The sequence below is a fragment of the Catenibacterium sp. AM22-6LB genome, assembly GCF_003435615.1.
Classification (GTDB): Bacteria; Bacillota_I; Bacilli_A; order Erysipelotrichales; family Coprobacillaceae; genus Catenibacterium; species Catenibacterium mitsuoka_A.
Window position 1 is genome coordinate 1,138 of record NZ_QTUM01000027.1, and the last position, 22,178, is coordinate 23,315.

At 35.0% G+C, this 22,178-nt stretch carries 17 protein-coding genes, 1 tRNA gene and 1 riboswitch; of the genes, 5 read left to right on the top strand and 13 right to left on the bottom strand.

All coding sequences use genetic code 11. From position 1 onward, the window contains the following. Positions 1-181 precede the first annotated feature (181 nt). The 10 genes from DW269_RS07115 to DW269_RS07160 form a co-directional block, all read right to left on the bottom strand. Positions 182-724 (bottom strand): TetR/AcrR family transcriptional regulator C-terminal domain-containing protein, encoded by a 543-nt coding sequence (locus tag DW269_RS07115; RefSeq protein ID WP_233502460.1) that lies wholly within the window; start codon positions 722-724, stop codon positions 182-184. 84 nt (positions 725-808) lie between these two features. Beyond that, positions 809-2,188: an adenylosuccinate lyase gene (gene purB, locus DW269_RS07120; protein WP_117459148.1), complete on the bottom strand. Its 1,380-nt coding sequence runs from the start codon at positions 2,186-2,188 to the stop codon at positions 809-811. Positions 2,189-2,191: 3 nt separating this feature from the next. Then, positions 2,192-5,947 (bottom strand): phosphoribosylformylglycinamidine synthase, encoded by a 3,756-nt coding sequence (locus DW269_RS07125; protein ID WP_117459149.1) that lies wholly within the window; start codon positions 5,945-5,947, stop codon positions 2,192-2,194. Positions 5,948-5,956: 9 nt separating this feature from the next. Then, a complete protein-coding gene (gene purD, locus DW269_RS07130) occupies positions 5,957-7,207 on the bottom strand; it encodes a phosphoribosylamine--glycine ligase (protein WP_117459150.1) in 1,251 nt (416 codons plus the stop codon). A gap of 11 nt (positions 7,208-7,218) precedes the next feature. Continuing rightward, on the bottom strand, positions 7,219-8,742 hold the full coding sequence (gene purH / locus DW269_RS07135; RefSeq protein ID WP_117459151.1) for a bifunctional phosphoribosylaminoimidazolecarboxamide formyltransferase/IMP cyclohydrolase: 1,524 nt from the start codon (positions 8,740-8,742) through the stop codon (positions 7,219-7,221). Further along, on the bottom strand, positions 8,739-9,329 hold the full coding sequence (purN, locus tag DW269_RS07140; protein ID WP_117459152.1) for a phosphoribosylglycinamide formyltransferase: 591 nt from the start codon (positions 9,327-9,329) through the stop codon (positions 8,739-8,741). Before purN ends, purH begins: the two co-directional genes overlap by 4 nt. Next, positions 9,323-10,348, bottom strand: a complete 1,026-nt coding sequence (gene purM, locus DW269_RS07145; RefSeq protein WP_022424499.1) for a phosphoribosylformylglycinamidine cyclo-ligase — start codon at positions 10,346-10,348, stop codon at positions 9,323-9,325. The genes purN and purM overlap by 7 nt, the downstream gene beginning before the upstream one ends. 21 nt (positions 10,349-10,369) lie before the next feature. Next, complete coding sequence (purC, locus tag DW269_RS07150) at positions 10,370-11,077, bottom strand: phosphoribosylaminoimidazolesuccinocarboxamide synthase (protein WP_117459153.1); 708 nt, start codon at positions 11,075-11,077, stop codon at positions 10,370-10,372. Between the two features lie 15 nt (positions 11,078-11,092). After that, positions 11,093-11,581: a 5-(carboxyamino)imidazole ribonucleotide mutase gene (gene purE, locus DW269_RS07155; RefSeq protein ID WP_117459154.1), complete on the bottom strand. Its 489-nt coding sequence runs from the start codon at positions 11,579-11,581 to the stop codon at positions 11,093-11,095. Between the two features lie 79 nt (positions 11,582-11,660). Next, a complete protein-coding gene (locus tag DW269_RS07160; protein WP_117459155.1) occupies positions 11,661-13,331 on the bottom strand; it encodes a formate--tetrahydrofolate ligase in 1,671 nt (556 codons plus the stop codon). A 114-nt stretch (positions 13,332-13,445) separates the two neighbouring features. Next, positions 13,446-13,526: riboswitch (ZMP/ZTP riboswitch) on the bottom strand. Positions 13,527-13,616: 90 nt separating this feature from the next. Here DW269_RS07160 and DW269_RS07165 point away from each other — a divergent pair. Next, positions 13,617-14,117, top strand: coding sequence for a flavin reductase (locus DW269_RS07165; RefSeq protein ID WP_117459156.1), 501 nt, complete (start codon positions 13,617-13,619; stop codon positions 14,115-14,117). Positions 14,118-14,125: 8 nt separating this feature from the next. On the opposite strand, the gene DW269_RS07170 is transcribed toward DW269_RS07165, so the two are convergent. Next, positions 14,126-14,575 (bottom strand): NUDIX domain-containing protein, encoded by a 450-nt coding sequence (locus DW269_RS07170; protein WP_117459157.1) that lies wholly within the window; start codon positions 14,573-14,575, stop codon positions 14,126-14,128. A 120-nt stretch (positions 14,576-14,695) separates the two neighbouring features. Here DW269_RS07170 and pepV point away from each other — a divergent pair, with 120 nt between their 5' ends. From pepV to DW269_RS07185, 3 genes are all read left to right on the top strand, one after another. Then, positions 14,696-16,060, top strand: a complete 1,365-nt coding sequence (gene pepV / locus DW269_RS07175; protein ID WP_117459158.1) for a dipeptidase PepV — start codon at positions 14,696-14,698, stop codon at positions 16,058-16,060. Between the two features lie 46 nt (positions 16,061-16,106). Continuing rightward, positions 16,107-16,192: transfer RNA gene (locus tag DW269_RS07180), tRNA-Leu, on the top strand. Positions 16,193-16,251: 59 nt separating this feature from the next. Continuing rightward, on the top strand, positions 16,252-18,699 hold the full coding sequence (locus DW269_RS07185; RefSeq protein ID WP_117459159.1) for an excinuclease ABC subunit UvrA: 2,448 nt from the start codon (positions 16,252-16,254) through the stop codon (positions 18,697-18,699). Positions 18,700-18,775: 76 nt separating this feature from the next. On the opposite strand, the gene DW269_RS07190 is transcribed toward DW269_RS07185, so the two are convergent. Both DW269_RS07190 and DW269_RS07195 read right to left on the bottom strand, forming a co-directional pair. After that, complete coding sequence (locus DW269_RS07190) at positions 18,776-20,407, bottom strand: AAA family ATPase (protein ID WP_117459160.1); 1,632 nt, start codon at positions 20,405-20,407, stop codon at positions 18,776-18,778. Positions 20,408-20,481: 74 nt separating this feature from the next. After that, positions 20,482-21,225, bottom strand: a complete 744-nt coding sequence (locus tag DW269_RS07195) for an EFR1 family ferrodoxin (RefSeq protein ID WP_117459161.1) — start codon at positions 21,223-21,225, stop codon at positions 20,482-20,484. An 86-nt stretch (positions 21,226-21,311) separates the two neighbouring features. Here DW269_RS07195 and map point away from each other — a divergent pair, with 86 nt between their 5' ends. Next, entirely contained in the window at positions 21,312-22,169 is an 858-nt protein-coding gene (map, locus tag DW269_RS07200; protein WP_117459162.1) for a type I methionyl aminopeptidase, read from the top strand. Positions 22,170-22,178 lie beyond the last annotated feature (9 nt).

Genomic DNA, 22,178 nt, shown 5'->3' on the forward strand with positions numbered 1-22,178 from the left:
TGTCTGTCTGTCGTAAGCGTAGCAAGTTTTAAACATGACTGTCAATCCCTCTTTTAAAATTCCTCAAAGAAATTCTTTTTGGTTAATTAAATTATAACACTGTTCTTTACATACCGTCCATTATTTTCTCCTAAGTAGCAATATATTGCACGAAAGTTTATTTAAATTAAAAAAAGAGATCTTATTTCAGATCTCTTAGTAGTTCATCTAACTTTGGTGGTAATGCTTCTATCAGCATATCAGCTAATTCTTCAGGTTTCAGCTTATATCCTTCTGTTGCCCAATCTACAGTCATAGTAATAGACCCATGACAATACATTTCTAATAAAAATTCTATATCTGATGGGATATTATTACCTAGTTTTCTCTTAATAATATTCTGATAGAAAGTGAGGATACAGTTATAATCATAGTTTTCTACATTATTATAATCTTTAGATTTAAATGCCTCTTTAAAGAATACTCTATCATGATAAATAAATTCAAATTTCTTAATAAGCCCTTCTCTTAAAGTTTCACTATTGCCAATCTGTAAGAAAGACTTATCCGCCAATATTTCAAAATACCAGTTCACAAGATCATATTTATCACGAAAATAACGGTAAAATGTCTGTCTAGTCTTACCACTCATTTCCACAATATCAGTCACTGTGATCTTATCAAGAGACTGATGATTCATCAATTGTTTGATGCATTCTGCAAATACATATCGTGTATCTCCCAAGATTCTCACCACCTTTTTAACATTATAACAAACCTATCTACAAAAAGAAAGAAGACAACCCCAATAGAGGTTGTCTCTTAATGATTAAAGTTCGATATCACAAAGTTTGGAAGCTAAACCAATGTATGATGCAGGTGTCATATCTAATAAAGTATGACGATCTTCATCACTTAACTGTTCTAAGCTCTTTGCGAATGCCTGAATATCTTCCTGAGAAATATTCTTACCACGAGTTAAGGCCTTAAGTGTATCATAAGCATCTGGTACACCATATTTTCTTAACATTGTCTGGATAGGTTCTGCAAGAACTTCCCATTTTTCATTTAAGTCTTTTGCAAGCTTTTCTTTATTTACAACACACTTAGCTAAACCACCAGTTGTTTCAGAAATAGCCTGTAATGAATATCCGAAGCATAATCCTAAGTTACGCTGACTTGAAGAGTCTGATAAGTCTCTCTGCATTCTTGACTTAGGAAGCTTGTTAGATAATGCAACACATAGATTATTTGATAAATCAATGTTTGCTTCAGAGTTTTCAAAACGGATTGGGTTAACCTTATGAGGCATAGTTGAAGAGCCAACTTCACCCTTAACAGGAATCTGTTTAAAGTATTCCATTGAGATATATAACCACATATCTACATCTAAGTCAGCCAATACATTGTTGAAATGACGGATACCATCTAAGATATGACAAGTATAGTCATGAGATTCAATCTGAGTAGTTAATGGATTGAATGTAAGTCCTAAATAGTCTTCTACGAATTCCTTATTTAATGTAGGCCAATCTTCGTTAGGGAAGGCTGTTAAGATAGCACTGTAGTTACCAGTTGCCCCATTGAATTTTGCTTTAATCTTGACATTTTCAACGTTTTCAATACTAGAAAAGAAACGATAAGCATAGACTTTGAATTCTTTACCAATAGTTGTAGGTGTAGCAGGCTGTCCATGAGTATGTGCAAGCATTGCATCATCCTTATGATCTACTGCTAATTTATTGATCATTGAAGCAAATTCTTTAGCTGCAGGTAACCAAACATCCTTTAAGCCATGTTTAATCATACATGCATATGATGTATTATTAATATCTTCAGAAGTACATCCGATGTGTACATAACTTTCTAAATGTTCATAACCTAAAGCTTTAAGTTTTTCATCAATGAAATATTCTACTGCCTTTACATCATGTCTTGTAACAGATTCGATTTCTTTAATTCTCTTGAAAGAATCAAAGTTGAAATCCTTAGAAATCGCAAGAATATCATCTACCTTGTTAGGATCAACCTTGTCTAAAGTTTCTGTATGAAGGTGATCCAACTGGAACTTCAACCACTGGATTTCTACAAACACTCTATACTTAACAAGTGCATATTCACTGAAATAATCAGCTAACTGATCTTTAATCTTGCCATAACGTCCATCTAGAGGACAGAGTGTCATACTTTCAAATTCTAATTTATCCATTCGTTATTCTCCTTTAAAATACTTCACGCCGGCTTCAAATAACTTCTGATCCATTTCACCGTAGATGTTAAGGTCTCTGTTTTCACCCTGACGTTCAGAATGACCCATCTTACCTAATACTCTACCATCTTCAGAAACGATACCTTCAATACCATACATAGAACCATTAGGGTTATATGGAGATTCCATAGTCACATTTCCATTTGGATCAACATACTGGAATGCTACCTGACCATTATCAATTAACTGATCAAGCACTTCCTTAGGTGCAACGAAACGTCCTTCACCATGAGAAATAGGGATAATATGTTCATCACCTAACTCTACATTAGCAAGCCATGGAGACTTCACGCTAGATACTCTTGTAGTCACCATCTGAGATAAGTGGCGTCCAATTGTATTGAATGTTAGAGTAGGATCATCTTTACTCATATCCTTAATATGTCCATGAGGAAGTAAACCAAGTTTTACTAATGCCTGGAATCCATTACAGATACCAATCATCAAGCCTTCACGATTGTCTAATAAATCATCGATTGCAGCCTTTAATCTTGGGTTACGTAATACAGTTGCAATGAACTTACCTGAACCTTCAGGTTCATCACCAGCTGAGAAACCACCTGGTAGCATCATGATCTGTGCATTATGGATTGCTTCTTCTAATTCATCAACAGACTTCTTAATATCTTCTTCTGTCTTATTTCTAATAAGAACAAGCTGAACCTTTGCACCTGCTTTTTCAAATGCACGTTTAGAATCAAATTCACAGTTAGTTCCTGGGAATACAGGAATAACAACATTGACTTCATCATACTTCTTAGAAGCAAACATCTTGCCTCTTTCACTGCAGTCACCAGTACGTACTTCTGTAGTAGGTGCTTTTGCTGTAGTAGGATATACAGATTCTAATGGTGCACAGTTGATTTCATATGCATCATCAAGTGTCACTTTCTCACCCTTATATGATACAGCCTTTTCTTCATTTGTAGAAGCAATAATACGAACATTTTCATATCCTGCAACAACTTCTGCGTTGTCTACTTCTACAATGATATGTCCAAAGTTCTTTTCAACTAAGTCATTAAGTGTTAAAGCATCATCAAATGCTACACCAATTTCATTACCAAATGCCATCTTATAAACAGCTTCAACTAAACCACCGTCTTTAACTGTATAAGCTGAATAAGCCTTTCCAGACTGAATTAAAGCTTCTACAGCATCAAACTGTTTTCTTAAAGCTTCAAAATCAAATACATGGAATTCATCTTTAGGAAGCATGAATTCTACTAATACATGTCCTGCTTCTTTTAATTCAGGAGTGATGACTTTGTGTACATCTCCACCAGTAATCGCAAATGATACTAAAGTTGGAGGAACATCTAAGTCTTCAAATGAACCTGACATAGAATCCTTACCACCAATTGAAGGTAATAATAATTCTTCCTGAGCACGATAAGCACCTAGTAATGCACTAAATGGTTTACCCCATCTCTTAGGATCATTTAATAACTTTTCAAAGAATTCCTGGAATGAGAAACGGATTGTATGCCATGTACCACCCATTGCGATGATCTTTGCGACAGATTCTACAACTGCATTGATTGCACCATGATATGGTGACCATTCAGAAATAAGTGGGCTATAACCATAACTCATTAATGAACATGTAGTTGTTTCTTTTCCTAATACTGGAATTAATGCAGCCATACCTTCAGTTTCTGTACGGTAAGTCTTACCACCAAATGGTGAAAGAACAGTACCATTACCGATAGAAGAGTCAAAACGTTCTACTAAGCCCTTCTGAGAAGCTGTAGATAAACGTGATAATACTTCTTTAGTTGTTTCAGTAAAGTTTTCTTTTGCTTCTGGATTGAATGGTGCCTTATCAAAATCAGGTAATTCTACATGGATATCCTGATAACGTTTAGCTCCTGCTTCATCTAGGAAGTCTCTAGAGATATCTACAATAGTATCTCCCATATATTTCATAGTTAAACGGTTCTTATCTGTAACTGTAGCCACCTGTACAACTTCAAGGTTTTCATCATGAGCAGCCTGGATACAGAAGTCTTTATCACATTCATTGATGACAATAGCCATACGTTCCTGTGATTCACTAATTGCAAGTTCAGTACCATTTAAACCTTCATATTTCTTTAATACTGCATCTAAGTTAATATCAAGACCAGGTGCTAATTCACCAACTGCAACGCTGACACCTCCAGCACCAAAGTCATTACATCTTACAATCTTCTTAGAGAATTCTTTATTTCTAAATAATCTCTGAATCTTTCTTTCTTCAACTGGGTTACCTTTCTGTACTTCAGCACCAGCAGTTTCAGTAGTCTTTAATTCGTGTTTCTTAGAAGAACCAGTGGCACCACCGATACCATCACGACCAGTACGTCCACCAATTAATAAGACAATCTGTCCATTTTCAGGAATTAATCTCTTAACCTGTTCTTCTGGTGCGGCTGCAACTACAGCACCTAATTCCATTCTCTTAGCAACATAACCCTGATCATATACTTCATGTACAAAACCAGTTGTTAAACCAATCTGGTTACCATAAGAAGAGAAACCATGAGCTGCTTCTTCACAGATCTTTCTCTGTGGTAATTTACCAGGAAGTGTATCTTCTAATTTCTGACGAGGATCACCTGCACCAGTAATACGCATTGACTGGTAAACATAAGCACGACCTGATAATGGGTCACGGATTGCACCACCTAAACATGTAGCAGCACCACCAAATGGTTCAATTTCAGTTGGATGGTTATGTGTTTCATTCTTAAACATTAATAACCAATCTTCATCACCATCAGTTGTATGAACCTTTAAACGAACTGAGCAGGCATTGATTTCTTCAGATACTTCCATATCATCCAAATAGCCACGCTTTCTAAGTTCTTTCATAGAAATAGTTGCAAGATCCATTAAAGTAAGTGGTCTCTTTGTATCTACACCATAAATAAGATGACGGCTTGCTTTATATTTTTCTACATCTTTTTCTAAGATTTCTTTAAATGCACCACTTGCGATATCAATATCAGTAATAACTGTCGCAAATGTAGTATGACGACAATGGTCTGACCAGTAAGTATCTAATACTCTGATTTCAGTTTCTGTAGGATCTCTCTTTTCTACATCTCTGAAATAATTCTGAGTTACTTTTAAGTCATCGAAGTTCATTGCAAGACTCATCTTTTCAAGTAATGCTTCAACTTCTTCATCAGTGAAACCAATAAATCCTTCAATCACTGGAACCTTCTTAATTTCAACAACAGCATCATTTAAATCTGCTGGCTTTTCTAAAGACGCTTCTCTAGAATCAACAGGGTTAATTAAATAATGTTTAATTGCTGGTAATTCATCACTAGAAATACCTTCGATTACAATAAGCTTTGCACATTTAACCTTAACGCCTTTTTCACCAGTTAATAACTGGAAGCACTGTTCACAGGCATCTGCTCTAGCATCATACTGTCCTGGAAGATATTCAATCGCAAAACTTACAGCTCCTTCTGGAATTGCATATTCTTCACGATATACTTCATCTACCATTGGCTCAGAAAGAATAGTAGGAATACCTTCTTCTAATACTTCTTCAGTAATACCCTGAAGATCATAACGGTTGACAACTGTTAAGTTAGAAACGTCAGTTAAACCAAGTCTTGTCATCAAATCATGTTTGATAGAGTCTGCTTCAACCGCATTTTCTTTTCTTTTTTCTACATAAACGCGATAAACTTTAGCCATGTTATCCTCCTAATGTAAGCCAATATCTTTACGCATATACATGCCATCAAAATGAATGTTTTCAATTGCATCATAGACTTTCTTTCTTGTTTCTTCAAGGTCATGTCCTAATGCACAAACATTTAATACACGTCCACCATTTGTGACGATTTCATTGTTTTCATTACGTTTAGTACCTGCATGGAAGACAACGATATCTTCTGGAAGATGATCTAAACCAGTAATGACTTTACCCTTTTCATAAGATCCAGGATAGCCTCCACTTGCAAGAACAACACATGTTGCCTGTTCATCTTTCCACTTAACATCTACATCTTTTAATGTATTTGTAGCACATCCATACATCACTTCATATAAATCACTTTCAAGTCTCATTAAGATAACCTGAGTTTCAGGATCACCAAAACGAACATTGAATTCTAATACTTTTACATCCTGATCCTTGATCATTAATCCAATAAAGACAACCCCACGATAATCCATATGATCTTCATGTAAGCCTTTCATGAATGGGTCAAGAATCTTTTCTTTGAAAGTCCCTTCCATACCTTCAGGTAAGAATGGGTTAGGTGATACAGTACCCATACCACCAGTATTTGGACCTTCATTATTATCATAAATCTGTTTATGGTCTTTTGCAGATACCATAGGTACGATTGTATCATGGTCTACAAAACATAATAGAGAACATTCAAAACCAGTTAAGAATTCTTCTAAAACAACCTTCTTACCAGCATCACCAAAAGCACTGCCATCAAGCATCACTTTAAGTTCTTCTTTAGCCTGTTCTTTAGTTTCACAGATGACTACACCCTTACCTGCTGCAAGGCCATCAGCCTTAACAACAACAGGAAGATCAAAAGCATCTAATGCTTTAACAGCTGATTCATAATCAGTCACTTCTTCATACTTTGCAGTAGGAATATTGTGCTTTTTCATGAAATCCTTAGAGAAGGCTTTAGAACCTTCAAGAATAGCTGATTCTTTTCTAGGACCAAATACTTTGTGTCCTCTTTCTTCTAAATAGTCAGCAAGTCCCATACATAATGGTACTTCAGGACCAATAACAGTTAAATCAATACCCTTTTCTTCAACAGTCTTTAAGATAAAAGGCATATCTTCTACACTACCTGGAATACATACAGCATCCATACCAGGATTACCAGGAATAGCATATAATTCAGTAACATGTTTACTCTGTTTTAATTTCCAGGCAATTGCATGTTCTCTTCCACCACTACCAATAACAAGAACCTTCATATAGCGCCTCCTTAGTGTCTAAAATGTCTATAACCATTGAATACCATTGTCATATCATGTTCATCACAATAGTCAATAGATTCCTGATCACGAACTGATCCACCAGGCTGTACAATAGCCTTAATACCTGCTTCATCAGCCACCTGTGCACAATCACTAAATGGGAAGAAAGCATCACTTGCTAATACAGCACCATGGAAATCCTTATCAGGATTATTATGAATTGCATTTTCTAATGCCCAGATACGTGAAGTCTGTCCTCCACCAACAGCTAAAGTACATCCGTCTTTCACTAGTACAATTGCATTAGACTTAACATATTTAACAACCTTTAAACCAAATTCCATATCAGATAATTCAGCTTCTGTTGGCTGCTTTTTAGTCACTACTTTCATTTCATCAATAAGCTTAGTATTTAATTCCTGAACAAGTGCTTTACCTTCAAGATACTTAATATCATACTTAGCATCACGTGCATCAAGATTCTTAAGCTTTAATAAACGTAAGTTCTTCTTCTTTTCTAATACTTCTAAAGCATCATCATCAAAATCAGGTGCTGCAATGATTTCTAAGAAAGTCTTCTTCATTTCTAAAGCAGTTTCCTTATCAATCTTATAGTTTACAGCGATGATTCCACCAAAGATAGAAGTTGGATCACCTTCATAAGCACGCTTATAAGATTCATAACCAGTCTTACCAATAGCAACTCCACAAGGTGTTGAATGCTTAATTGCAACAGTCACTAACTGATCACCAAATTCTCTTACGCAGGCAACTGCACCATATAAGTCATTTACGTTATTGAAAGAAATTTCTTTACCATGTAACTGTTCATAATCTAATAAAGAATGCTGAACATATGGATCAACATAGGCATTTGCACTCTGCTGAGAGTTTTCACCATAACGCAAGTGATCTGTCTTCTTTAATGAAATGTTTAAGATATCAGGGAATTCATCATGTACCTGATCAGCGAAATAACGAGAAATCATTGCATCATAGCTGCCTGTTAAGCTATAAGCCTTATAAGCAAGATTCATTCTGAATTCAAAATCAGTCTTATCTTCTCTAATAGCTTCTAATACAGCATCATAATCTTTTGGATCAGTAACAATCAATACATCCTTGAAATTCTTAGCAGCAGAACGGATCATTGAAGGTCCACCGATATCAATGTTTTCAATCATTTCAGCCATTGGCTTACCAGCCTTAAGCGCTTTTTCAAACTCATAGAGATTACAACAAACAAGATCAATAGGTGTAATACCCATTTCTTCTACAGTCTTGACATGTTCTTCTACATCTCTTCTAAATAGAATACCACCATGTACTTTTGGATGAAGTGTCTTAACTCTTCCATCAAGAATTTCAGGGAAACCTGTCACATCATCGATTTCAATAGCTTTTACACCTGCTTCTAATAGTTTCTTATATGTTCCACCAGTAGAAACAACTTCAAATCCTAATTCTTCAAGACCTTTCGCAAATTCAACAATACCTTCTTTATTTGTAACTGATACTAACGCTCTTTTCAACTGATCTTCACCCTTTCGTTTTCTACAGAAACACGTCCTTCACAATATAAAGCAACAGCTTCTGGTAAGATTTCATGTTCGATTTCTAAGACACGTGCCTGAATATCTTCAGGCGTCTCTAAATCTGAAATATCAACTGCTCTTTGTAAGATGATTGGTCCACCATCCACTTCTCCAGTAACAAAATGAACAGTTGCACCTGACACCTTCACACCTCTTTTAAACACAGCTTCATGGACATGCATTCCATAGAATCCAGGGCCACAGAAAGATGGAATAAGTGAGGGATGAATATTAATAATACGATTTTTATATTGTTCAAGCAGCTTATCTCCAACAATAGCAAGATAGCCTGCTAATACAACAACATCAATCTTTTCTTCTTCAAATCTCTTTAAGATCTCATCTTCATCCTTGATCCATTCTGCCTGAATACCATGAAGACGGGCTCTTTCTAAACCGTAAGCCTTCTTACGGTTAGAAATAACCAGACGGATCTGTCCATTGATTTTTCCGGCTTCACACGCATCGATGATGGACTGAAGATCAGTTCCACCACCAGATACGCATACAGCTATGTTTAGCATAATTCTGCTCCCTTTTCACCTTCAGCAATATAACCTACTTCATAGCTTTCATAGCCAGCAGCATTAATTGCTTCGATAGTCTTTTCAACATCTGCAGGATCAACAGCAAGAACCATACCTAATCCCATATTGAATGTGTTGTACATCATCTTTTCTTCAACGTTTCCTGCTTTTGCAATTAAGCCAAAGATAGGAGGTACTTTATAGCTGTCCTTCTTAACAACAGCCTTTACACCATCAGGTAACATTCTAGGAAGGTTTTCATAGAATCCTCCACCAGTAATATGGCTGCATCCTTTAACCTTGATGCCAGCATTCTTTACGCTCTTTAATGCTTTTACATAAATCTTAGTAGGGGCAATTAATGCTTCACCTAAAGTAGTACCTAATTCATCATAATAAGTATCTAAAGATTCTTTAGTCATTTCAAATACGCTACGTACTAAAGAGAATCCATTACTATGTACACCAGTAGATGCAATACCAACTAAAGCATCACCAGGCTTGATTGTAGAACCATCAATAATATCTTTCTTATCTACAACACCTACTGCAAAACCAGCTAAATCATAATCATCAACAGGCATTAAACCTGGATGTTCTGCAGTTTCACCACCAACAAGGGCACATTCAGACTGAATACATCCTTCAGCAACACCCTTAACGATAGTCGCAATCTTTTCAGGATAATTCTTACCACATGCAATGTAATCAAGGAAGAATAGAGGTTCTCCACCTGAACAAGCAATATCATTCACACACATTGCAACTGCATCAATACCAATTGTATCGTGTTTATCCATTACAAAAGCAAGTTTTACCTTTGTACCACAGCCATCAGTACCAGATAAAAGAACTGGTTCTTCCATATCCTTGATCTTGCTTAAATCAAAAGCACCAGCAAAACCACCAATACCACCAAGTACTTCTGGTCTCATAGTCGCTTTAACATGCTTCTTCATTAATTCTACTGACTTATAACCTGCTTCAATGTCTACTCCAGCTTTTTTATAATCCATGTTTCTTCATCCTTTTATCTATTATTTTTCCATTCTTGCAAGAACTGCTTTATAAGTTTCAATTAAATCTCCGATATCCTGTCTGAATACGTCTTTGTCATACTTCTTATTAGTATCTACATCCCATAAACGGCAAGAATCTGGTGAGATTTCATCAGCTAATACGATTTCGCCTTCTTTAGTCTTACCAAATTCGACTTTGAAATCTACTAGCTTTAAGTTTAATCTTAAGAAGAAAGCCTTAAGTAATTCGTTGATCTTTAATGTTTCAGATTTGATAGTGTTATATTCATCTCTAGTGCAAAGACCTAAAGCAACAGCGTGGTCTTCATTGATTAATGGATCACCATATTCATCATTCTTATAACTAATTTCAAAAATTGGTTCTGCTAAAACAACACCTTCCTTAGCACCAAGTCTCTTACAGAAAGAACCTGTTGTAATATTACGTACAATAACTTCTAGTGGGAAGATTTCTACTTTCTTAACTAAATCATCAGTATCATTTAACTTTTCAATCATATGAGTCTTGATACCAGCTTCTTCTAACATATCAAAGATAATACCTGAAATAGTGTGGTTTAATACACCCTTACCAGCAAACTGATCATGTTTTACACCATTACCTGCAGTTGCATCATCTTTATAATGCATTAAGATAACATCTTCATTATCAGTTGCAAAAATTTCCTTAGCTTTTCCTTCGTACATTAATTCTTTCTTTTCCATTGTTGTTTTCTCCTCTTATCTGTATTTTTCTGAAATTTCGTTATTTGTATCTAAGCAGGCTTTTTCCATAGCCTGACGGTTGTTCTTTAATTTTTCACTTAATTTTGGATATTTGATTGCCATGATTTCAAGTGCTAACCAGGCAGCATTCTTAGCACCATCAATTGCAACTGTTGCAACTGGGATACCAGAAGGCATCTGGACAATTGATAATAAGGCATCCATTCCATCTAAACTTGCACCTTTAATTGGAATACCAATAACTGGTAACACTGTCATAGAAGCAACGACACCAGGTAAGGCAGCAGCCATACCAGCAGCTGTTAAAATAACATCTGTTCCATTGTTGTTGCATTCTTCTACAAATTCACTCAATGCACGATGTGCACGGTGTGCAGATAAAGCACGTACTTCAACATCTACGCCATATTCTTTTAATATAGCAATTCCTTTTTCTACCTTTGCTTCATCAGAGGCAGAACCCATAATTACTGCAGCTTTCATTTCAGTCCTCCATTATTTTCATTATGACTTTCATGATCTAGGTGCTCAGAGGCCTTTCACCTAAACTTGACCTCAATTATTAGAATAAACCAGTAATCTTACCTTCTTCATCAATATCCATATTATTAGCAGCTGGTACTTTTGGTAAACCTGGCATACGCATAATATTTCCAGAAATAGCAACTAAGAATCCAGAACCAGTATTTGGAATCAAGTCATTGATTGTTACCTTGAATCCTTCAGGACGTCCAAGTAAAGTCGCATCATCTGATAAAGAATACTGAGTTTTCGCAACACAGATTGGTAAATCACCTAAGCCCTGAGCAGTGAACTTCTTGATCTTGTTAGCTGCCTTTTTAGTGAAGACAACATCATCTGCACCATAGATTTCTTTGGCGATTGTCTTGATCTTTTCATCAATAGGCATATCTAATGAATAGATAGGTGCATAATGAGATTCTTCTGTTTCAAGGATATTTAATAGCTTGTTAGCAAGATCAATGCCTCCTTCGCCACCCTTAGCCCATACTTCAGAAATAGATACTTCAACATTTAATTCCTTACACATATCATCTAATAGCTTTAATTCAGCTTCTGTATCTGTAGGGAAAGCGTTAATAGCAACGATACAAGGTAAACCAAACTTCTTGATATTTTCAATATGTTTAGTTAAGTTGCCAATACCCTTCTTTAATGCTTCAAGGTTTTCAATACCTAATTCCTTCTTATTAACACCACCATGCATCTTTAATGCACGAACAGTCGCAACAATGACAACTGCATCTGGATTTAATCCAGCCTGACGACACTTGATATCTAAGAACTTTTCAGCACCTAAATCAGCACCGAATCCTGCTTCAGTAATGGCATAATCACCAAGTTTCATAGCAAGCTTTGTAGCCATGACTGAGTTACATCCATGAGCGATATTGGCAAATGGACCACCATGTACAAATACTGGAGTATGATCTAAAGTCTGTACAAGGTTAGGCTTGATAGCATCCTTTAATAATAAAGTCACAGCACCAGTTGCATGAATATCATCAACTGTGACTGGTTCACCATCATAATTATAAGCAACAATCATTCTTGCGGCTCTTGCTTTTAAATCTTCAAGAGAAGTAGATAAACATAAGATACCCATTACTTCACTTGCCACACTAATATCAAAACCATCTTCACGAGGAACACCATTTGGTTTACCGCCTAAACCAACAACAATATGTCTTAAAGCACGATCGTTTAAGTCAACAACTCTCTTCCATACAATCTGTCTAGTATCGATATTCAAAGGGTTACCCTGCTGAATAGAGTTATCAAGCATTGCCGCAATCAAGTTATTTGCTGAAGTGATGGCATGAATATCACCTGTAAAATGAAGGTTGATATCTTCCATAGGAACAACCTGGGCATATCCTCCACCAGCTGCACCACCTTTAATACCAAAGCAAGGACCTAAACTTGGTTCACGCATTGCGACTATAGACTTCTTACCTAACTGATGTAGTGCCTGTGATAAACCAATCATTGTAGTTGTCTTACCTTCACCTGCAGGTGTTGGGTTGATTGCAGTTACAAGGATTAATTTACCATCTGGATTATTTTCAACTTTCTTGATAGTTTCTAAAGAGATTTTTGCTTTATATTTACCATATAATTCTAAATCATCTTCAGTGAGTCCAATCTTTTCAGCCACATTTTTAATTGGCTCCATGACTGTACTCTGTGCAATTTCTACGTCTGTTAACATTTTTTTGTTTTTCCTCTCTTTCAGGTTATTTTCTTTCAAAACAATTATATACTAATCCAGTACCTGCATGCTTCCATTTTTTTAAAAAAACAAAAAAAGAGCCTACTAAGTCCAGGACGTTGCCCAGACGGTCGGCTCTTCAAGAAATTATACTCCATGTGGTTAATTCCACTTCCGTCAGTCGTATAATACAGTTGTAGTGTATCAAATAACCTATTGTTTGACAAGCACAAATTTGATTAAATAGTGGCATAAGTTTATAATATAAAAACGGAGGTAATGACTATGTTTAAAGAAGTAGATGTAAATACATTTGATTTAAAAATATTCAATAAATTGAATAAGGAATGGGCACTACTTAGTGCAGGTAATAAAGACGCATTTAATACTATGACTATTTCATGGGGCGAGATGGGTACATTATGGAATAAGCCAGTGATGACTTGTTTTGTAAGACCACAGCGTTATACAAAGGAATTTATAGATTCTAATGATAAGATGACTCTTTCATTCTTTAATGGAGAACATATGAAAGATTTAACAGTATTAGGTAGAGAATCTGGACGTGATGGAGATAAGATTGCGAAGACTGATTTAACACCTACATTTATTGAAGGTCTTCCTACATTTGAAGAAGCAGACATTGTCGTTGTGGGAAAAAAACTCTATGAAGATACTATCAAGCCTGAATGTTTCTTAGATGAAACACTTGTGGATAAGAACTATTCTAATAAAGATTTCCATACAATGTATATCTGTGAAGTTGAAAAGATCTATATGAAATAAGAGAAGCGTTAGTTCGCTTCTCTTTTTAATTCATTGTATTCTCTTATCTGGTTATATTCTTCGATTGTTTTCTTAATATCATTAAAGATATGTGGGTCAAGTGTCTTCTCTAATTCATCTTCATCCACAAACTTATAATCTGTATGCTCAAATGAAATCTTAACTTGATCATTTGTAGGAATACACAAGAAACCAATACCCACTGTCTGATAATGTGGTCTAATAGCCGTAAATGTATAAACTGGCTTAATGATTTCAATATCTAATCCTGTTTCTTCCTTTAATTCTCTTACTAACGCCTGGTGAGGATCTTCCCCATGTTCTAATCCCCCACCTGGTAATTCCCAATAACCAAGTCCATCTGATGAAGGTCTGACACGTTTTAAGATTAATGTCTTACCTTCATAAATCACAATACCTTTGACTGTAATATGAAACTGTATGTCCTTATTCTCCATATTATTTTGCCCCCTTTTTACTATATTAGCACAACTCTTGAACGAACGTTACAAAAAGGTGCAGTATGTGTGTTTCAAATACTACAGAAATTGTATATAATAGTCACTGAGGTGAATAAGATGATTGATTTTAAAGAAGAAGTATTAAAGCATAAAGATGAAATGCTGAAAGATTTAAAGGACTTATGTCTAATCCCTTCAACTCTTGATAAATCTACTGCGAAAGAAAATCAGCCATTTGGTGAAAACAACCGTAAAGCGCTTGATTTAATGCTTTCTATTGGTCAAAGAGATGGATTTGTTACTGATGATTGTGATGGATATGCTGGTTCTATTGATATTGGTGAAGGAGAAGACTGTTTTGGTATTCTTGGACACTTAGATGTTGTACCTACTGAAGGTCAGGAATGGGATTATCCAGAATATGATATGACTCTTGATGGAGATACACTCTATGGTCGTGGTGTTGCTGATGATAAGGGACCTTTAATTGCTGCTTATTATGCTGCTAAGATTGTGAATGAACTTGATTTTGAAAAGAAGATGAAGGTTCGTATCATCTTTGGATGTAATGAAGAAAATGGTTCTCGCTGTATGCATTACTATTTCCAGCATCGTCCATATCCAAAGATGGGATTTACTCCAGATGCTGATTTCCCTGTAGTATATGGTGAAAAAGGTAACTGTCATTTCATCATCAAGGGTAAAACAGATGATGATAAGGTAGTCTCTATTCATTCAGGACGTGTAGTGAATATCGTACCAGATCAGGCTAAGGCTGTATTAAAGGGTACTGACTATGAAGAATCATATAATGCATTCTTAAAAGGAAATAACTTCAAGGGTTCTTTAGAAGTTGTAGATGGTAACACACACTTATTCTTAAAAGGTAAGAGTGCCCATGCATCTCAGCCTCAGTTAGGTAATAATGCTGCAAGTAACTTATGTCATTATATTGCAAGTGTGACTGATAATAGCTACGCAAAATTCGTTGATGAATATTTATATAATGATTATTTAGGTGAAAAGTTCAATGTCGCATTTACTGGTGAAATGGGTGCTTTAACTGTTAACCTTGGTATCTTAAATTATGAAAATAATGAAGGTTCATTAACTCTTGATTTACGTCTTCCTCATGACTCAGACAATGATAAACTTGTTAAGAATGTAGATGAAGCTGTTAATAAGTATGGCTTGAGTGAAGAACATGATATTGGTCCTGCGTTATATGTGGATCCTAATAGTGAATTAGTTCAGAAGCTTCATGAATCATATGTACAGTTCACAAATGATCATGAACATGGTCCTCAGACTATCGGTGGTGGAACTTATGCAAAAGAAATGCCTAACTGTGTTGCTTTTGGTTGTGAATTCCCTGGTAAAAACCATCATATGCATGAAGAAAATGAATTAATTTCATTAGATGATTTATTAACTGCAGCTGCTATCTACGCTCAGTCTCTCTATAATCTTCTTAAAAAATAGTTGAATTCCATGTGCAACTCAAGTATAATCTTAGTTGCACAAAGTTGCGGCCGTGGTGGAATGGTAGACACGCAAGTTTGAGGGACTTGTGGACGTACGTCTGTGTGAGTTCAAATCTCATCGGCCGCACCATTAATTAAGATGAACTAGCTAGAGATAGCTAGTTTTTTATATTATGTGGAGGATTTTGTATGATTGATCATATGGAAATAAGAGGCGCAAAGGTACATAATTTAAAGAATATTGACGTTGATATTCCTTTAAATAAGATTGTAGCTATTTCTGGTGTATCAGGAAGTGGTAAGTCTTCTTTAGCATTAGGAGTCATCTATGCTGAAGGTTCTAGAAGATATCTAGAAGCATTATCTACTTATACAAGAAGACGAATCTCTCAAGGAGAAAAAGCCAAAGTAGATTCTATTAAATATGTTCCTAGTACTCTAGCATTACATCAAAGACCTAATATACCTGGCATTCGTTCTACCTTTGGAACACAGACAGAATTATTGAATTCTATTCGCTTATTATTTTCACGTTGTGGAGATTATTTATGTCCTAACGGACATAGAGTACCTGCGAGTATAAATGTAGCAAGAGGTGAAATGATTGAGTGTCCAATCTGCCATGAAAGATTTAATGGCTTAAGTGCTCAAGAGTATGCCTTTAATTCACAAGGCGCATGTCCTGATTGTCAGGGCACTGGTATTGTACAAACAATTAATATCGATTCTTTGATTCCTGATCCTCATCTAACTATTGATGAAGGAGCTGTAGCACCATGGAATACACTCATGTGGTCATTAATGAAAGACGTCTGTCGTGCGATGGGTGTGCGTACTGATGTTCCTTTTGAAGAATTAACAGAAGAAGAGAAGCATATTGTATATGATGGACCAATGGTAAAAAAGCATATTTTCTATCGTCCTAAGAATAAAGAGAGCGTGGAAGCAGGAGAATTAGATTTTACTTACTATAGTGCCAAAGCGACTGTCTTGAACGCATTAAAGAAGGTCAAGAATGAAAAGAATATGAAGCGTGTCAGTAAATTCCTTAAGGAAGAGACATGCCCGACTTGTCATGGCTCTCGTATTAATACACGTGCAAATTCTACATTACTAGGTGGTAAGACTTTAACTGAAGTATGTGCGATGAGTTTAAAGAATTTAGCTGCATGGCTTCCACAGGTAATCAATACCCTTAATGATGATGTGAAAGAAATGGGTTCTACAATTCTTGAAGAATTCATGATTAATGCGAATGCATTGCTGTCTTTAGGACTCGGTTATCTGACTCTTGATCGTGCTTCTTCTACACTATCAACAGGTGAACTACAAAGAGTACAGCTTGCACGTACTGTAAAAAATAGAACAACAGGTGTTCTTTATGTTCTTGATGAACCTTCTATTGGATTACATCCAGCCAATGTAGATGGCTTGATTGCGATTATGAAAGAGTTGATCAAGGATGGGAACTCTATTGTTTTGGTCGATCATGATACAAGAATTCTTAAGGAAGCTGATTATATGATTGAAATAGGGCCTGAAGCAGGTAAGAATGGTGGTTCTATAATTAGTCAGGGTACTATTGATGAAATCATTCAGGATAAGAATTCTATCATTGGACCTTATCTCAATGATTTACATCAAGCTCTTGTAAGAAATAAGAAAAAAATTTTTAATGAAGGCTTTTTAAGACTTAAAACAGATACAATACATACTGTCAAACCACTTGATATTTCTATTCCTAAAGGAGTTCTTACTACAATTACTGGTATGTCTGGAAGTGGCAAGACAACATTGATTCTTGAATCTTTATATCCTGCTATAAAGGCTTCATTAAATCAAGAAACACTTCCTAAACATGTAAAAGAATTGGATGCATCATGGGTCAATAAGGTTGATTTGATTGATGCGTCCCCTATTGGAAATAATGTCAGAAGTACTGTCGCAACTTATTCTGGTGTATTTGATCATTTAAGAAGGTTGTATGGAAGATTAAGTGATCAATATAGTGCAGGTGATTTTTCTTATAATACAGGTAAGTTAAGATGTCCTGTATGTGAAGGTACTGGTACTATTTCTATGGATATACAGTTTCTTCCAGATATAGAAATGACTTGTGAACATTGTGATGGAACACGTTACAGCAATGATGTGGATTCTATAATGTACCATGGTTATTCTATTAAGGATGTGATGTCTCTTACTATATTAGAAGCTTTAGATGTATTTAAAGACATTAAGAAGATTAAAGAGAAACTACAGGTTCTAGTAGATTTAGGAATTGGTTATTTGACTCTTGGTGAAGCAACACCTGCCTTATCTGGTGGAGAAGCACAAAGATTAAAACTGGCATCAGAAATAGGAAAAGTACAAGATGGAAGCATCTTTATCTTTGATGAACCTTCTATTGGATTACATCCATTAGATGTAGAAACACTACTTCGTGTATTTGATACATTAATTAATCAAAAAGCGACTATTATTGTGATTGAACATGACTTAGATGTTATTAGAAATTCTGATTACATTATTGATATGGGTCCTGAGGGCGGTCAACTTGGTGGAGAGATTATTGCGACGGGAACTGTCGAAGAAATTAAGCAGAATAAGAATTGTAAAATTGGAAAATACTTGTGAAAGACTGTAACGAATTCTTGAGCGTTACAGCTCTTTTTCATAGAAAAAAGAATATCAGAAATAATATCCGATATTCTTATTGCCATTCAATTTCTACATTTTTTTGATAATGTGCTAGTCCTATGTGAATCACTGTTCCACTTAATTCACTATCATATCTTCTACTGTCAATTTGATCTATTGCTGATTTTGCAAGTTGTTTCAAATCAACTGAACTATCATTTGTATATTTAAATTCTAGAATATATGATATTTGACTTTTCTTGGATTTTAGTATGATATCACATCTTCCCTTTCCTACTTCTCGATTACTGATTACTTCATACTCATTAGAAAGCCAGGCACACATTCCAAGCAGCATCATATGATAACTATTTTCATTTTTCAAATCATGATAAGAAGGTAATGTGAGTAGAATCTTTCGATATCTGTCTTCAAAATCTTCTTTTCGACAACATTTCAATGAATTGAATAGTACTGTCAGATCTGTTTCAGTCGCTTTCAAGTGATAGGCTGTAAGCTTTCTAAATTCCAATTGAACTTCTTGATTAGGAATTTTTATGATATACAGGCTATCTTGAATAGATATTGTTTTGTGTAATGTTAGATATCCAGCATTAACCAAAAGACCCCACAAGTTTTCTGTATTGTTTACTTCAAAAAAGCTCGTATCCATTTTTACAGTGGTTTCGAGTTTACCATTTCGAATAAGCTCCTCATATCCTCTCTCAAAAGCTTCATCACTGCTTGATATTGCTTTTTTAATCATTGTATTACTGCTCGTATTCACCCAATAAGGCTCTAATACTTTTCTAGAAGCATAATTCAAGATAGACCATGGATTATAGATATCATGTTCTCCAAAATGATATCCATCATACATAGATTTCACTTCATCATTGAGTGATAAATCATAATATTCTAATGTTTGCTTCGTTTCTTCTTCTGTAAAGCCAAAGTATTGAGAATATTCTGGATCTTTTACAGTACATACAACCAGATTGTTCAAATCGCTGAAGATGTTCTCTTTCGCAACTCTTTGAATACCAGTCATCATTGCATAATGTAGACTCGTAGATGTCTTTAATGCATTATGAAGCAGAGAAGATAATCCTCCTCGCAACTCTTCATAATATCCTCCAACATGAGCTTCAATAAAAGGTGTGTCATATTCATCTATGAATACCATTACTTTTTTGTGGTAGTATTTCTCTAATCGTTCCATCAAAAAAGAAAGTGCATCGATAATATTATCTAGAATCCCATCATTTTTTGTCATTAAGCCTTGTACAAGAGATTCATATTCATTTTGTTCAAATACAGTCATTTTTTGTTCAAATACATGAGCATATCGATCATATTCTTTACGCAGTTGTAATTTAATTTCCTTTACAACATTCCATTTATCATTTTTTGCATTCGCAAACGAAATGAAGATTGTAGGATATTGATTCATTTCTGATATATACTCTGTTTCAACAATTTTTGTATCTTTGAATATTTCTTTAGAATCTTTAGTAATATCAAAAAATGAAGACATCATTGACATATTGATTGTTTTTCCAAACCTTCTAGGTCGAGTAATAAGAGTGACAGTACTTTTTCTCATTAAAAAATCATAAATCATCATACTTTTATCGATAAAAAAATAATTCTGATTCTTTAAGGTTTCATAATCTACTACTCCTAAAGGTATAGCTTTTCTCATATGGACACTCCTTTCTTTTCTACTATTATAACATAACTATCTAGTTGAATAAGCGATAAACTATCAAGTTGTACCTAGTCAATATAATATCTATTCTTTCCCTTGCTTTTCTTCCCATATTCTATCGCCTTTTTAGGACATTTCGCAATACATGCCATACAATGTGTACATTCCTTAACCCATACAGGACGATGATCTTTTATTTGTATATTTTTTAACGGACATAATTTCTCACATAATCCACATCCAATACATTCATCCGTACTATAGAAAGCAGCTGCTTTCACAAAAAGTGGATAGAAAACTGTATTCACAATAGAAGATTGGAACTTGTCTTTCAATTGTAATGACATACTAGGAAAAGGTAAATGCTGATGGATACAGGAAACTGCTTGTTTAATTACAGGATCTGCCTGTTTAATAATCTTTTTGGCTTCATCATCTTCTGGTGTATCAAACATTGCGAGATAGTTTTCTGGCATAATGATTTCCATTGTACCTTTGTAGTTGAACCCCTTCTTCTCACATAGTTTTCTATTATAATGACCTGCATTGCCTATATTTCCCCCACAATCCATCACAAAATAGACTTCTTCAACATCCTTAAAAGCTGTCAAACGAATCCATTCTTCGACAATACGAGGTATTCTCCATGCATAAGTAGGTACGACAAATACCAATGTTCCTTGGATATTCTGTAAGCTATGATCATTATTTCTAATAAGTGTATTCATACTTATATAATCTTCATTTAATTGTTGATGTAGTTCTCTTGCAATATATCGACTATTGCCTGTTCCTGTAAAATAATAAATCATTTGTGTACTCCTTGTTATATATAACTAACTTTCAATGTAATTTTTAAAAAAATGGTGTATACTTTGTAAAGAAAGAAGGTAACGCAATGAAAAGAAAATGCTGGTGTGGTAGTCAGTTAGACTATCATGATTGTCATGAAGCTTTTGATAAAAAGCTTAAACAATATAAAAAACATGGTTATCTTATTCCTAATCATAAAATGATTAAGAATGAGAAACAGATTGAAGCTATTAAAAGAGCAGCTGTTGTCAATAATGGATTATTAGACTATATTGAAGAACATATTCAGATTGGTATGACAACACAGGATATTGATGATATGGCTGTGGCTTATACTTCAAGTCATGGTGGTTATTCTGCAGATTTAAACTATGAAGGGTATCCTAAGAGTATCTGTACTTCTGTCAATGATGAAGTATGTCATGGTATTCCTGGAGATTATGTAATTCAGGATGGAGATATCATTAATGTAGATGCTACAACTGGAGTAAATGGCTATTATGCAGATGCTTCAAGAATGTTTATGCTAGGTCATGTATCAGAAGAAGCACAGCGTCTAGTAAAAGTAACTAAAGAATGTCTTGAAGAAGGTATGAAGGCTGTGAAGCCTTGGGAAAGTACTATTGCTGATATCGGTACAGCAATTGAAAAGCATGCCCATGCTAATGGATATAGTGTTGTCGAAGAATTCTGTGGTCATGGTATTGGAAAAGCCATGCATGAGGATCCTTATGTATATCATTATACACCAAAAGAAAAGACTGTATTAATAGTTCCTGGAATGGTATTTACGATTGAACCAATGATTAACCAGGGAACACGTCATATCCATCTAGGTACTGATAATGACTGGACTGTTTATACAGATGATGGAAAACTATCAGCACAATGGGAACATACTCTTCTCGTCACAGAAGATGGTGTAGAAATTATTTCTAAGTAATTAAAAAAT